This is a genomic window from Clostridium sp. CMCC3677, assembly GCF_023845585.1.
In the GTDB taxonomy this organism is placed as follows: domain Bacteria; phylum Bacillota; class Clostridia; order Clostridiales; family Clostridiaceae; genus Clostridium; species Clostridium aquiflavi.
In genome coordinates, this window is sequence record NZ_JAMQHS010000012.1 from 53,598 (window position 1) to 69,240 (window position 15,643).

Genomic DNA, 15,643 nt, shown 5'->3' on the forward strand with positions numbered 1-15,643 from the left:
ATGTACTTAATAAAAACTATTTATAAAATAGGAGTTAGTTTTAATATTGTAATTTCATGTACTTCTAAATCAACAGTAAGCGTCAATTCACCTTGGATAGTTCTTTCCCCAAAATCCATTTTAGGAATAGATATATTTTTTAAATATTTTTCATATTCTAATGTTAAATTTTCTCCCCCTGAATTAATCCAATTATCAAAAGCAGAGCCGAAGTTTCTATTAACTCTTTCTCTTACTATAGAGTATTTTCCAAAGATATTGTTAAGGACTATTTTAAAAAATTTACTTTTTTCATTTGTAAATACACTATATCTATTTTTTAAATTTATATGAGATGTATTAAAACTTTTATATAATTGATCGTATTCTTGAAAATTATGAATTAAAATTTGAAAATTTTCATGATTATCTTTTGTAATAATCATATTCTCATCTTTATAAAGAATAATAGACTCTAAATCATTTAAAAACTTAAAAGCATAGTAAGCTGGCTTTTTTATTCCTTCCACTGTTATCAATCCGAATCCACCATGAAAAGTATCAGAAGATAAGATATGTTCATCAAATATATCTGATAATGTCCAATAACTCATAACATCTACGTATCCAATACAGTCAATTACATTTTTAACAATAAAAGATCCCATAAAAGCTGTATCATGCAATAAATCTCTTGGATCTGAAGACGAATTCCATTCAGTTATTATACAGTTACTCTTTTTAATGCATTTAGAATTTCTAACTGTTTCATGAATTTTCTCTACACTTTTTAAAATATAGCTAGATTCTGCATAACAATACCTTCCTTTTCTATCAGCATTCCAATGTTCAAAATAAGTTTCATCTATATTCCATTGAATAGGATATAGATGATATGTAAAATTATCAAGAATAATATTATTTTTTTCTAAGAAATCAAAGGCATTTTTTGTCCAATTAGTATCTAAAACGGACCAACTAGTGCCACTAAATCCACTAACCTTAAGATTTAAATTTACATTTTTTATAGAAATATATGTTGCTTTAAAAAATTCAAGATATTCTTCTTGTGATTTGTGCCAATAGTATCCATCTAAATGTGGTTCATTCCAGATTTCAAAATCCCAAGTTTCTACTTTCTTTTTACCATAACGATTAACAAGATGTTTAACAAATGATTCTACTAAATATGTCCAATGTTCTAAATTTTTAGGAGCAGATGTGTTTGCATTCCAATGATATATACTTTCACTACCAGAGGCTAAATCTTTAGGCATAAAACCAATTTCAATAAAAGGTATAATATCATTGGAAACAAAAAAATCAAAAATAAGATTAATATAACGGAAATTTAGCTGAGGATTTCCATCCTTTAATGAAAAAACCATTAGATTATCTGAAAATATTCCATGAAATCTTACACGATTAAATCCCACTTCACTTTTTGCAGCAATAAGTTGGTCCTGTATATTTACATTTAGAAAATCGCTAGCACGTCCAATTCCTATCATTTTTGTTAAATTTGATGGATATTGTCCATTTTCTTCGTCTGTATTTACTGTAATCATTTTACAATCTGAAGCTGGTATATTTTGAGGTATTTCTATTATATTTTCTTTATCATATTCAAAAAGTTGATTAAAAGGATTTGTTGAAATTAAGTTAATATAGTTAAATAAAGCAGATGAAACAACATTCTTTTCTAATAATACATCCTGTTTATTATTTTTGCGAAAATCTTTAGGAGAAATTTCAAAGTATTTTTTAAAACGTTCATTAAATGTGCTAATAGAATTAAATCCTCTTTCAAAAGCTATATCACTAATTTTTTTATTAGTAAGAACAAGATCAGAACAGGCAAGTTGCAATCTATAAATAGTTACATATGTCATAATATTGATACCTGTTTCTTTCTTGAAAAGCTTAGATAAATATGCTGGACTCATATTAAACTCTTTTGCAATATCATTCAAAGAAAAACACTTAGAAATATTATCATTAATATATAGTATAAAATCTAAAGTTTTCCCTTGAGATGATAATACTTTCTTATCTTTATTATTTATAGAAAAACGTTGCTTTAATATATTTAATATTTCTAAAATTGTTATCTTTCTCAAAAGATCAATATTATCATTCTTTTTAATATCTAATAAAGCTAGCTTAGAAAGATACTTTTTAAGCAAAAACAGATCATTTGAATTAGTATTTTCTAAGACACTAAAAACCATCGTATCTAAATCTTTAATTTCACTTTTTAGCAAAGTTTCTTTTATTTGAAGAGTATAAACAATATTTTTTTCAGATATAGCCTTAGCAGAATGCCTATAAAAACTGTTTACAATGTAAATTTCATCTTTATGAAGTTCCACAATTTCATTTTCTACATTTAATTCAATAGATCCATCAAGAACTAAAATAATCTCTAAAAAATCATGCCAATGATAAGGGACTATTTTTAAATTGTGAATAAAAACTTTATATGGAATTTTGTGGTGTGTTGGTATGTCAATATTTTCATAAAACACTTAAAATCCCTCCTAAACAAATAAGTTTTTCAATATAACATAATATATATAAACCAATAATAGTGCAAAATATAAACTATCGCAACTTTAAGATAAATAAGAATACTTAACAAAGATATGATCATCTTGTGCAATAAATTGTACTTGCTTTTGAAATGAATTTTGCTGTTCCTTCTTCATTACAATCAATGTTTTCCTTAAAACGTTCATCTCCGATATGAATCAAATTTAGCATTGTACAATCTTATTTGTACAGTTATAAAACCTTTCATTTTTAAATTATATATATAACAAAATTTAAAAATGTTAAAGTATATTTTTTAAGTCAATTTCAATCAATGAATTTACATTGCAATTGGCCTCTTTTAAATAGTCAAAGTTTCCAACCCCTATAGAATACATGCCTGCATCATTAATAGCTTTAATTCCAGCTGATGAGTCTTCAATTCCAACACAATTTTTTGTCTGTAAATTTAGTTCTTTTGCTGCTAAAAGAAATATTCCAGGATCAGGCTTTCCTTTTGATACTAGTTCAGGATTTGCAATAATGTCAAAGAGAGATGTTAAATCTAATTTTTCTAATATAAGTGGTGCATTTTTACTTGCAGATGCTAATCCTATTTTTATATCTGCATTTTTAAGTTTTTTTAGAAGAACTACAACTCCAGGTAATATGTCCTCTTTAGATAAATTAGAAATCCAATTCAAATAATATTTATTTTTCTTATCTAGCAAATTAATTTTTTCATCGTTTGTATAATTAGAACTTTTATTATTTTGTTTTAAAATTAATTCTAAAGAATCTTCTCTCGATAAACCTTTAAGTCCTTCATTAAATTCTCTAGATATAGAAACACCTATTTCATCAGCAAGCTTTTTCCAAGCTTTATAATGACCTTCAGCTGTATCTGTAATTACTCCATCTAAATCAAAAATAACTCCTTTAATTAACATCTAGTATCAAACCTCCCACAAAATGGATCTATAGGACTGATTCCTTTGAATTCACTTTTACCTATAAGCTTTTTTACTACCAATTCAATATTTGCTTTTTGATTACTATACGCATTTATATAAGTTGGTATACGTGGCGCGTCACACAAGTGGAATGGATTACCTAGCGATATTATAACTACAGGAATTTCTTTAACAAACCATGGCATAAATTGAGCAAAAGGCATTCCCCATTCAATTCTATTTGAAGTTTGATTACTTTTAGTCTGATAATCGACTCCATATATTACAATATCATATTTATTTTTAAACTTTTCAATAGAACCAATGATTAACTCTAAGTCAAGTTTATTATTATCTAATACAGTAACTTTAAAACCTGATTTTTCAAGTTCTTCTGAAAAGATTGCTTTACTTTTGGTTTCGTTTCCTAAATGAATAAATAAAACTTTTTCATATTTTTCAGGAAGGATTGGTAAAATATTTTCATTATTCTTTACAAGAGTAATTGATTTATCAAAAATTTCTGTTGATAAATCTTTATAATCTTTAATTTCACCATTAGAAATTTTTTTTAAATTGTTGTAATATTCCTTAATTCCTAAAATACGAAGAACTGCTTCATTTAGTCTTTCTTCTGAAATTGCACCACTTAAAACACCTTCAAGGATAGCTGAAAAGTCTTCTTTCAAATCTTTAGTAAATAATATCATATCACAACCTGCATTAACACATTGGATTAAAGTTTCTTTTCTTGTAGCAAATGAATTAAAACCACCCATAAGTGTTGCATCAGTAATAATTAATCCATTAAATTTTAACTCTTTTCTTAATAAATCTTTAAGTAGATGTTTAGATAATGTAGCAGGTCTTAAGTCTTTATCTTCTATAGATTTATCTATACTTCTTTCAAAACAAGGAAGAAGTATATGACCTGCCATTATACAAAGAACACCAGAATCAATCAATTCTTTATAAATACTTCCATAAGTTTCATTCCATTTTTCTAAAGTCATATCATTTACTGAAGGTAACACATGATGATCTCTATCATCTTTACCATCTCCAGGAAAGTGTTTAATTACTGGAATAACCCCACCATCTTCTAATCCTTTGCAAAACTGCTTTGAAAAAGACTTAACACGAGAAGTATTATCACCAAAAGCTCTAGTCCCAGTAATAGGATTTAAATAATTAACATTTAAATCAACAACAGGCGAAAAAGTCATGTTTAAACCTAATTTAAAACTTTCTAATCCTATATAGTGTGACGCTTCATAACTAAGATTTAAATCATTAGTAGCTGAAATTTGCATAGCACTTCCAAAACTTTCACCTTCACTTAAAATACCATTAACACCATTTTCTAAATTAGCAGAAATAAAAGGCTTTATTTTGCTATTACTATTAATTATTTCTATAACTTCTTTTGCTAAATTTTTAGTTACAGGCCTTAACATGATTCCACCAGGTTGAATTTTTTGAATAGTTTCAATAAGTTGTTCTTCTGTAATTTCAATGTTATGCATTAGAAAAAACAATTGTCCTACTTTTTCTTTTAATGACATTTTATTTAATTTATCCTTAATACCTTCAATTTGATTTTTATCCAAATTAAATGGTTGTTTTTTTAATAATTCTAAATCTAACACGCTTGTTTACTCTCCTTATTTCTGATTTCTAAGTCTTTAACTATATTGTTATACATTTCTGAAGTAAGCTTGTATCTTGATAAAATAATAATTGCTATTCCATAACCTACAACAGGTATCCATACAATTGCATTATGAAGATTAGATAATGTTTCTACACTTTGAACCTTACCAGGTATATATCCTATTCCATTTAAAATCCATCCACTAATAGCAGCTGACATACCTGAGGTTAATTTAGAGCTAATAGTATTAGTAGAAAGAATTACGCTTTCAAGTCTTGTGTTTGTTTTCCATTCACCATACTCCACCGTAGAAACTACCATATTAGTAATAACTAATGAATACATACCTACAATAGCACTTGATAATCCATCAATTATGATATAGAAATAAGACACTTTAAAATTAATTATGTATATAAATGAAATTATTACACTAATACCTAAAAAATATGACATAACCTTTTTATTACCATATTTCTTTAATAGTTTAGGAGATATAGCTATTAAAATTAATGTGACAGGTAAAGCAATTAAATTTGAAAAAGAGCCAAGTTTATCATTTCCAAGAGAAAATTTATAAAAATAAATTAATAGATTTGTTTTTATGTATAATGCTGTGTATATGAATAATTTAGCTGAAATTACATTAATCAATGGAGAATTAGCTAAAAGAGCTTTTATCATATCTGATAGTTTAAGTTTATTATTTTTCTTGACTTTTTTATCTTTAATTTCAGAAGTTTTACTTAAACCCAAGTCCTTAAGAGATTCATTTGAAAATAATTCTTTAGATAACACAAGACCAAAAATTAAAAATAAACTTCCTAAAATTATACTTAAAAGAAAAAATCCTTTTAAATAACTTCCGTTACCTAATATATCAACTAATGGCATCTGAGCTATTCCAAATCCAAATATTGCAAAAACCGAAGCTATTTTGATGCTTTGTAGAAGTTTAAAGCGGAAATTTTCATTCTTAGTAATATCTGGAATAATTGACCAAAAAGCAATATCAAAGAATGCGTAAGCAGTCCAAAAAAGTATCGTTACAACGTATACATAAATAATATGAGTTCCTGGACTTAAATTTGGTTTAAAAAATAGTGCAATAAGTAAAATACTTATAATAGGAGGCATAGAAATAATATATGGCTTATATTTCCCCCATTTAGTGTTTGTTTTTTCTATTATTACAGCTATAATTGGATCAACAATCAATCCATAAATACGAACTACAAATAAAAGTGTACCAATAGTAGCTGCTGATAAACCAACTCCTTCAGTAAAGAAAAATAAAAATGCCGACATTAGAGCATAAACTAAATTTTGCCCGAGACCTCCCATTGCAAAACAACGGTTAATTTTTTTAGAATTTAACATAAATACAACTCCTCTCATTAATACAAGACAATTATAAGTTTTTTTTTTGCGAAAATCTCTCAAGTTATCTACTTCTTAGCTATAGCTTTTTATCTATTTAAAAGTTTTCATTTAAAAAAAGTTTAATCTGTAGCTATTTTGTTACAGATTTTTGTTATTTCTTTAATTTGTAAAAATATTTATAAAATCTAAGTTAATTTTAAGATTGTAATTTATGTACTTATAAATCAACAGCGAGTGTTAATTTATCTTGGTTATTTTTATAAAGTTATAATTCTTAGCAATTTGTCTAACATAATTTTTTGGCTCTTCTAATTTCATGGTGGAAACAAATATTACCAATAGTATAAATGAAGGACTACATTAAAGTAGTCCTTCATTTATTGCTTGTGTTAGGTCTTTAAAATCAACACCATCATCTCTATCTTTTATAGTATATAATTCTTTAAGTTCCTCCTCGATAAATGATTGTGAGTAGAGCACAGCATCTGTTTTGAAACTTGTCTTAATTATCTTATGATTAATAAAGAATATGGTCTTTGCCCTTAGTATATCAAAGTCATATCCACGACCTTGTTTTTCAATTGCCCTAATAGTATTGTTAATACCTTCAATAAAAGCATTAGTAATGCCTACCATATGAAAAATAATTAAATATTTCTCTACCCCAGTTCTTAACTGTCATTGCAGTATCATTATAGACTGTTAAATCATCTGAGATAGCCACTAAAGAAATCTATTATAGTAGCCTTATTTCTATCTCTAAGCATATCTATAACAGTATGGTGTTCTATTACATATCAAAGTCCATGCCTGTTTACGGCTCTTACCTTCTCTCTGTATATGTATTTCATCTATACCAAGAATATTAAGAGTTTCAATTTCAAATAATTTAGGTATTTTCTTAGCTTCATCTAAAAATACATTTCCCTTCGGTTTTATTCCGTACAAATAAAGAGGGATATTTTTAAAAATAAAAAAGTTTTTTAATTTTTCTCTATTAATGTATAAAATTTTTTCGCTTGTCCATAATATAAATGTATCCACAAAATCATAATAATCATTAGTCCCCTTAAACTAGTATAATGTTTATTGTTATACTAATATGAATTATTTATTTACGAAGAAAACTCTCCATTATATAATAATGAAGAGTTTTCTTATTTATGGTTTACTTTTCAATTATATTTTAAATAATTATTTATGTTGTAGTATAATGGCGCAGTGGCATTGGAATTTACTTTTTAGAACTTCTTAATGTATATTTGTTGAATTAATTGCTTGTCACAATGTTCCATTGGGAACACGCATTAATTAGACTAATCTACATTTTTAGAATTCTTAAAGTAAATTCATCAGTCCACGTGCTTTATACTACAACATAAATTTACTTTTTAAAACATGTCATTATTTTTTAGATACATATTTATTATCTTTTATATAAAATCTCCATGGAAAATCTATTGCTTCCTCAGCATAATCTATTCCTATCCTAGTTGTCTGAACAATTTCATAATGATCATAACTATCTTCTATATATAAATCACCTTTTTCATAAAGCACTTTATAATTATCTTTTTTACCTATACCAAAAGCCATGCATAACTTTGAAGGTCCATTAGTTAATTCTTTCTTCTTAACGGTAGATAATTCTTCATACTTCTTATTAAACCTCTTTAAAGAAATATAATCAAAATTATCCAATGGTTCTAATGCTCTAATTAAAACTCCCTGCCCATCATCATCTTCTCCACTTATTACATTAAAGCAATGATAAAGTCCATATATAAAATATACATAAGTTATTCCGCCTTCTTTAAATAGCGGCTCTGTTCTTTCTGTTCTTCTTCCATTATAAGCATGTGATGCTTTATCAATTGACCCTATGTATGCTTCAGTTTCTACTATTTTTCCCCTTAAAATAACACCATCTATCTCTCTTACTAAAATTTTACCCAATAAATCTTTAGCTACTTCCAAAGCATCTCTTTTATAAAATTCCCTATTTAAAATCAATCACTCATCACATCCCCTATTTAAAATCTCATTCTAAAGTTTTATTATAACTAATTTTTGATATTTTATTATAAATCTACATTAAAAATGAATGTTTATATTTTGGTGTTCTTAAAGTAAATTACTCAATCTATGTGCTTTATACTACAATATAAACAAATTCTTAAAGCATACGCTAAATATCAAAAATAACTACTTTATTCGATTTTAAACTTTCCTTTACATCTATTATTCTTTGATTAGATGATCCTCTGAATTTTAATCCATCTTCTTTTTTATTTTCTTCAAATTTTCCATCCACTAATACATCTATGTTATTTATTAAGTCTTTCCAACCTTTATTGCCTTCTAAATTATCATTTATATATTCAAATGTATATCCTGTATAGCACCAAATATTTTTATTATTTTCTTTAAAAATTTTTGCCATATAAGAAAATTGATCTGCTCTTTCAAATGGATCTCCTCCACTAAAAGTAATTCCTTTAATCATTGGATTACATAAAACATCTTCTATTAATTCATCTATATTTTTTTCTTCTCCACCATTAAAATCATGAGTGTCTGGATTAAAGCATCCCTTGCAATTATGATTACAACCTTGTGAGAAAAATACTCTTCTAATTCCTGGACCATTTACTAAACTTTCATACGCTATACCTGATAATCTTATTTTTTTATCCAAAATAATACACTTCCTTTAAAATTCTTATATCTATATTTAAGATTCATTATATATCTATCTTTTAAATATAGGAAATATAATATTAGCTTTAAAACAAAAAAATAGAAAAGCTACTAATATATATAATAAATTATATATATTTAGTAAGCTTTTCAAAAACACTTCATTTATTACTTGTAATTAAAGAAACTATTTTAAATATGTGTTAATATATGAAATATGCAAAATGGAATTTTATTCCGTCCAATTTCCCTTATACATATATTAAGGCCTTGTTAAAATAACATCTTGAATTAACCCTAATGTTAGTTCCTTCTCTTCAAAATCTTTTACTGGCATAGGTCTTGCATATAAATATCCTTGAGCATTATTGCATCCTACTTCACTTAAAAATTCTGCTTGTTCATGAGTTTCTACCCCTTCACAGATTACATTTAAATCTAATTCTTTAACCATTCTCACAATATTTGCTATTACTATCTCACCTTTTTTAGAACTATCCTTACTATTTAAGAATTCTCTATCAAGTTTTATTGTATCAATAGGTAAATCTTTCAATATATTAAGTGAAGAAAGACCTGTCCCAAAATCGTCTAATGATATACTAAATCCCATTGCTTTTAATCTAAGCAATGCTTGCAACATATTATCATAATGATTAAATATTGCACTCTCTGTAATTTCAATCTCTATTAAATTTGGATTTATATCATATTTATTAAATATTCTGCTTACATTCTTTATAAAATAATCTACATTTTTCAAATTAATTCTTGATATATTTACTGAAATAGGAATTAATTTAATATTATTTTGCTTCCATTCATTTATTTTTGAACATACCTCTTCAAAAATAAACATATCTAAATTAACTATAAATCCATTTTTTTCAAACAAAGGTATGAAATCTATAGGATTTATTAATCCTTTTTCAGGATTGTTCCATCTTACAAGTGCCTCTGCTCCAATACAACTTTCTAATTTTATATCATACTTAGGTTGAAGATATAATTCAAATTGTCTATTAGTTAATGCACTATACATAACATCTTCTATTTGCTTTTGCTTTATTAACTTACTTTGAAGCTCTATATCATAAAAACCTATAAACTCATTACAATCACTTTTTGATGTTTCCCTAGCAAAAGCTACATTATCAATCATTTTATTTATATCTTCTTCTGTTCCATCTACAACATATACCCCATATGAAAGAGAGAAGTTTGGAATTTCCTTAGTTCCATTATCAAAAAACCTCATACTATTATCTAATGCATTAATTCTATCTATAATATCATTTTCATCTTTATATTTTAATAGCAATATAAATAAATCATCCCTTACTCTACAAAACATTTCTTTATACAATAATTTATTTTTCAAAATATCAGATATATATTTTAATAATAAATTCCCGGTTTTATATCCCCATATATCATTTATAATTTTAAATCTAACTATGTCAAATTCCACCAGTGCATATGACGAATTCATATTCTCTTCCAAGACTTCTTTTATGTCCATTTTAAATTTAGTTAGAGTTTTTCCTCCAGTAATATCATCAACAAATGCTATGTCTTTAATTAACTTTTCTTTTCTATTTCTATAAAAATTTATATAAATTAAAAGTATTAAAAATATTAGTATAACAAAACTCGCTAGCATAGTCATTAAGGATGTTAGATATTGTTTTTCATTTATATTGGATGCCTCTATTAAAGATAAGACATAATAATCCTTTAAGTCATTTATTTTAGAGTATGACAAAATATACTTATTTTTATTTAATGTAATAAATACAGCACCATCTCTATTATTAGTTAAATCATCTTTTAATATTTCTATATCATCTAAATCATGATATGAAAATATATTACTATCGTTTAACATATTAAATAGATCACCTGATCCTATTAATATATCCCCATTTTTATCTAGTATGTATGTCTCAACCTGTTGATAAAATTTAGAATTTGATATAAATAATTTTTCTATATCCTTAAATGATATGGTTCCATATAAAGCCCCTTTAATTTTATCATTATGGAGTAATGATGTTACATATATGAATACTTTTTCGCCAGTTTTTAAATCAGTATCTATTGTTAAAACATCTTCATTAGTTTTTTCCCATTTTTTAAAATAATCCTTGTTACTAATATCATTAATTGAACCATCAATACAATTTAAAATTCCATCCGAAGTTATAATTCCTGTTGTTAAAAAATCTTTTCTTTCTTCCAAATTTAAAATGTCCATAACATTTTCTTCTTTGAAATCGTTTAATTCATTAAAAATACCCGACACGTGCTTCATATATTGTATATTATCATTTAACGTATAATTTATGAACATAGAATTATTTTCTGATGCTTTTACAATAACAGATTTATTGCCTTTATTTATTACTTCTTTAACTTCTATTATACATACAGAAAATCCAATGGCTATTAACATAACAATAACAGTAATTGGTATAATATAGGCAAAAATATTACTTTTAAACTTATTGTTCATATATTTACCCCCTAACTCTTAATATCACTACTTCAAAGGTTCTACAAAGAAAAATTCAAGTAATTTAAATTATTGTAATTTATTGTATATCCATATTTTATCATATTTTCATATAAACTTGTATTAAAATAAAAAAAGACTTTCTTAAATTTTTCTTTTTATTTAAGAAAGTCGTTTTTTATATAGGTTATATTTCAGCAAAGTGTTGATATAAATTAATTTTTCTATGAATTAAGCTTTACATAATTTAATCTTCCACCAGCTTTTATAACATCTATTTCTTTTGATGTTAATTTAACTAAAACTTGAAATGCACTATTTTTAGTTAAGTTTTTAATTTTTAATACTCCATTATTTAAATTATCACTTATATTTTCTATTAATAAATCATCAACTAAATCTATTTTTTCATAATCTGAAGAATCCTTAAATTCAATTGGTACTATTCCATTGTTTATTAAATTTGCTTTATGTATTCTAGCAAATGATTTAGCAATAACTGCTTTTACACCTAAATATAAAGGTGCTAATGCAGCATGTTCTCTACTTGAACCTTGTCCATAGTTTTCTCCAGCTATTATAAACCCTCCATTAAATTCTTTAGCTCTCTTAGGGAATTCTGTATCTACTGTATTAAAGCAGAATTCTGAAAGATAAGGAATATTAGATCTAAATGGTAATAATTTTGAGTTAGAAGGCATTATATGATCTGTTGTGATGTTGTCTTCTACTTTTATTAACACTTTACCATCTATTTTGTCTCCAAGTGCCTTATTTATTGGGAATGGTTTTATATTCGGACCTCTGACTACTTCAACTTCTTCATTAGTTTTAGCAGGTTCTAAAATCATAGAATCGTCTATGATAAACTTTTCAGGCATATCAACCTTTATATCTACATCCATTTGTCTTGGGTCAGTTAAACACCCTTTAATGGCTGAAACTGCTGCTGTTTCTGGACTTACAATATATATTTGTCCTGATAGTGTTCCACTTCTACCATAGAAATTTCTATTTACAGTTCTTAATGATATCCCATTAGTTCCTGGTGCTTGACCCATTCCAATACATGGTCCACAAGAGTTTTCAAGTATTCTTGCTCCTGAACTAATTATATCTGCTAAAGCTCCATTTCTAGCAATCATCTCCATAACTTGTCTAGATCCTGGTCCAATAACTAAACTTACATTTTCATGTACTTTATTTCCTTTTAATATTTTTGAAACCTTCATTAAATCTTCATAAGAAGAATTAGTACAACTTCCTATAAACACTTGGTCGACTTTAATCTTTCCGGCTTCCTCAACAGTTACAACATTATCTGGACTGTGAGGTTTTGCAGTTAATGGTTTTAAATCATTTAAATTTATAACTATTTCTTCATCATATATAGCATCTTCATCAGCTTTTAATTCCAGCCAATCGTCTTCTCTATCTTGTGCTTTAAAGAATTCTAAAGTTCTTTCATCACTAGGGAATATTGATGTTGTAGCACCAAGTTCAGCTCCCATATTAGTTATTGTACCTCTTTCTGGCACTGATAAACTTTTAATTCCTTCTCCACAATATTCAAATACTTTTCCAACGCCACCTTTTACAGTACATATTCTAAGTACTTCTAAAATCACATCTTTTGCAGCCACCATTTTATTTAGCTTCCCTTTAAGTTCAACTTTTACAACTTTAGGTGTATTTATATTATATGCACCACCACCCATTGCAAGAGCAACATCTAATCCACCAGCTCCCATTGCAAGCATTCCAACTCCACCAGCTGTTGGTGTATGACTATCTGAACCTGTTAATGTATCTCCAGGTGTTGCAAATCTTTCTAAAAATATTTGATGACATATTCCATTTCCAGGCTTTGAAAAATACACTCCATATTTTGATGCTACTGTTTGAATGAACTTATGATCATCTGCATTTTCAAATCCTTGTTGAAGCATATTATGATCAATAAATGCCACTGATTTCTTAGTTTTTACTCTATCTATTCCCATAGCTTCTAATTGAAGATATGCCATTGTTCCAGTTGAATCTTGAGTTAATGTTTTATCAATTTTAATAGAAATTGGTTCTCCTGTTTTTAAATTTCCTTCAACGATATGATTTTTTAAAATTTTATAAACTAAATTATCTCCCATGTTTGTTCCCCCTATTATTGCTTATGGTTTAATTCTATTACTTTTAGGTAGATGTTGATATTTTATAATTTATTAATTCTTTTATATTCTTTATATAATTGAACAACCTCTTTATCAAAAAGACATCTTTTTAATCTAACAGATGTTGATCTAACTAATTCTAATATTCCTGTGGCTTCATCTTTAGTAAGTTCTATTGCATATTCCCTAAATTTATTTTCAACTGCAGCACGTCCTGAATGTTTTCCAATAACTATTTGTCTTTCTAATCCTACAATTGCTGGATCAAATGCTTCATAATTAGTTGGATCTTTAAGAGCTCCATCAGCATGAATTCCAGATTCATGTGCAAACATATTACTTCCAACTATGGCTTTCCACTTTGGTAGTTCTCTACCTGATGCCCTAGATACATATTGAGAAAGATCTTTAAGCATTGTTGTATCAATGTCTCCCTTATATCCATATACAATCATTAATGCCATAATTACCTCTTCTAATGCAGCATTTCCTGCTCTTTCTCCAAGGCCATTAACAGTTACTCCAACATGTGTAGCTCCACCTTCAAGTCCTGCTATAGCATTTGCAGTAGCCATACCAAAATCATTATGTGTATGCATTTCTATATTAAAATTAGTAGTCTCATAAAGCTCCTTAATTCTTTTTTGAATTTTAAAAGGCTCCATAATTCCTACAGTATCACAATATCTAAATCTATCTGCTCCAGCTTGTTTAGCTGCTTGAATGAATTCTATTAAAAAATCTTGATCAGCTCTTGACGCATCTTCTCCATTAACTGATACATAAAGTCCATTCTTTTTAGCAAATTCAACTGATTTAACCATATTTTCTAATACCCATTCTCTTGATGTTTTTAGTTTATGTTGAATGTGTATATCTGATACTGATATAGATACTGCTACTGCATCAACGCCACAGTCTATTGATTGTTCTATATCACCAATAACAGCTCTATTCCATGCCATTATGCTTGGCTTTAAATTTCTTTTAACAATTTCTTTTATTGCAGCCTTTTCATCTCCACCCATAGTAGGTATACCAACTTCTAATTGATCTACTCCAAGTTCACTTAACATTTCTGCAATTGCTATCTTTTCAGCATTAGCAAAAACTACGCCTGCTGTTTGCTCCCCATCTCTAAGAGTAGTATCAACTATATTAATTTCTTTATTGGTATTTATATTTTTAACTGACATTTTAACTCCCCCTTAATATTTGTTTATTACCTATTGCTTTTACTACTTAATTTTTATTTATTTATCATTATACACCATGTATACATATAATGGAATGATAATTTTCTTATTTTTGCAGTGAAGAGACCATTCTCCTTCAATATTTCTTGTCATATAAGGTAATTTATATGAAAAATTATAATTTATTGCAAGATTTTTTTGAAATTATTCATTTAATGAAATTACATAACAATGAGATTCATCGTGATTAAACTTAAAAATGTATGTACTATACTTTATTAAATTACTATGTTCATTTTACACGTATGCATATATCAACACTCTACTAAAATATATTTATTTATATAAAAAAAGCACTAAATGTAATGAAGATACTTTTTAGTATATTCATTCACATTTAATGCTTTTTTATTTAATTAGTTTTTAATTTTTGGCTCTGTTTTAAATGTGTGTTGATATATGCAATAGGTAAAGTGGCATTGTAATTGGACTTTGAGAATACTTAATGAGTCTTGTCTCATTTACTGCTTGTCTCAATTTTATATTGGGAGCAAGCTAAAATG

At 26.6% G+C, this 15,643-nt stretch carries 12 protein-coding genes; all 12 read right to left on the bottom strand.

All coding sequences use genetic code 11. From position 1 onward, the window contains the following. Positions 1–20 precede the first annotated feature (20 nt). Positions 21–2,507, bottom strand: coding sequence for a GH39 family glycosyl hydrolase (locus NG901_RS14420; protein ID WP_252216000.1), 2,487 nt, complete (start codon positions 2,505–2,507; stop codon positions 21–23). A 121-nt stretch (positions 2,508–2,628) separates the two neighbouring features. Then, positions 2,629–2,742: a TipAS antibiotic-recognition domain-containing protein gene (locus tag NG901_RS14425; RefSeq protein ID WP_252216002.1), complete on the bottom strand. Its 114-nt coding sequence runs from the start codon at positions 2,740–2,742 to the stop codon at positions 2,629–2,631. Between the two features lie 71 nt (positions 2,743–2,813). After that, positions 2,814–3,461, bottom strand: a complete 648-nt coding sequence (gene pgmB / locus NG901_RS14430; RefSeq protein WP_252216004.1) for a beta-phosphoglucomutase — start codon at positions 3,459–3,461, stop codon at positions 2,814–2,816. Beyond that, complete coding sequence (locus NG901_RS14435) at positions 3,455–5,113, bottom strand: glycoside hydrolase family 3 protein (RefSeq protein ID WP_252216007.1); 1,659 nt, start codon at positions 5,111–5,113, stop codon at positions 3,455–3,457. The genes pgmB and NG901_RS14435 overlap by 7 nt, the downstream gene beginning before the upstream one ends. Continuing rightward, positions 5,107–6,498, bottom strand: coding sequence for an MFS transporter (locus tag NG901_RS14440; RefSeq protein WP_252216010.1), 1,392 nt, complete (start codon positions 6,496–6,498; stop codon positions 5,107–5,109). The genes NG901_RS14435 and NG901_RS14440 overlap by 7 nt, the downstream gene beginning before the upstream one ends. 363 nt (positions 6,499–6,861) lie before the next feature. Next, the gene (locus tag NG901_RS14445; protein WP_502800139.1) at positions 6,862–7,149 is read right to left on the bottom strand and encodes a transposase; all 288 of its coding nucleotides are present in this window, start codon (positions 7,147–7,149) and stop codon (positions 6,862–6,864) included. 111 nt (positions 7,150–7,260) lie between these two features. After that, positions 7,261–7,449 carry a hypothetical protein gene (locus NG901_RS14450; RefSeq protein WP_252216016.1) on the bottom strand — a complete coding sequence of 63 codons (189 nt, stop codon included), beginning with the start codon at positions 7,447–7,449 and terminating at the stop codon, positions 7,261–7,263. A 456-nt stretch (positions 7,450–7,905) separates the two neighbouring features. Continuing rightward, entirely contained in the window at positions 7,906–8,514 is a 609-nt protein-coding gene (locus tag NG901_RS14455) for a DNA-3-methyladenine glycosylase (RefSeq protein WP_252216019.1), read from the bottom strand. A gap of 175 nt (positions 8,515–8,689) precedes the next feature. Then, the gene (gene nrdG, locus NG901_RS14460; protein WP_252216022.1) at positions 8,690–9,199 is read right to left on the bottom strand and encodes an anaerobic ribonucleoside-triphosphate reductase activating protein; all 510 of its coding nucleotides are present in this window, start codon (positions 9,197–9,199) and stop codon (positions 8,690–8,692) included. Between the two features lie 264 nt (positions 9,200–9,463). Beyond that, complete coding sequence (locus NG901_RS14465; RefSeq protein ID WP_252216025.1) at positions 9,464–11,716, bottom strand: bifunctional diguanylate cyclase/phosphodiesterase; 2,253 nt, start codon at positions 11,714–11,716, stop codon at positions 9,464–9,466. Positions 11,717–11,940: 224 nt separating this feature from the next. After that, entirely contained in the window at positions 11,941–13,863 is a 1,923-nt protein-coding gene (locus tag NG901_RS14470) for an aconitate hydratase (RefSeq protein WP_252216028.1), read from the bottom strand. Between the two features lie 62 nt (positions 13,864–13,925). Beyond that, positions 13,926–15,080 carry a homocitrate synthase gene (nifV, locus tag NG901_RS14475; protein WP_252216031.1) on the bottom strand — a complete coding sequence of 385 codons (1,155 nt, stop codon included), beginning with the start codon at positions 15,078–15,080 and terminating at the stop codon, positions 13,926–13,928. Between the last annotated feature and the right edge of the window lie 563 nt (positions 15,081–15,643).

Bases quoted from the DNA above. Each gene is read 5' to 3' on its own strand.
- NG901_RS14425 (WP_252216002.1), bottom strand. From the start codon at position 2,742: ATGCTAAATTTGATTCATATCGGAGATGAACGTTTTAAGGAAAACATT.
- pgmB (WP_252216004.1), bottom strand. From the start codon at position 3,461: ATGTTAATTAAAGGAGTTATTTTTGATTTAGATGGAGTAATTACAGAT.
- NG901_RS14440 (WP_252216010.1), bottom strand. From the start codon at position 6,498: ATGTTAAATTCTAAAAAAATTAACCGTTGTTTTGCAATGGGAGGTCTC.
- NG901_RS14465 (WP_252216025.1), bottom strand. From the start codon at position 11,716: ATGAACAATAAGTTTAAAAGTAATATTTTTGCCTATATTATACCAATT.
- NG901_RS14470 (WP_252216028.1), bottom strand. From the start codon at position 13,863: ATGGGAGATAATTTAGTTTATAAAATTTTAAAAAATCATATCGTTGAA.
- nifV (WP_252216031.1), bottom strand. From the start codon at position 15,080: ATGTCAGTTAAAAATATAAATACCAATAAAGAAATTAATATAGTTGAT.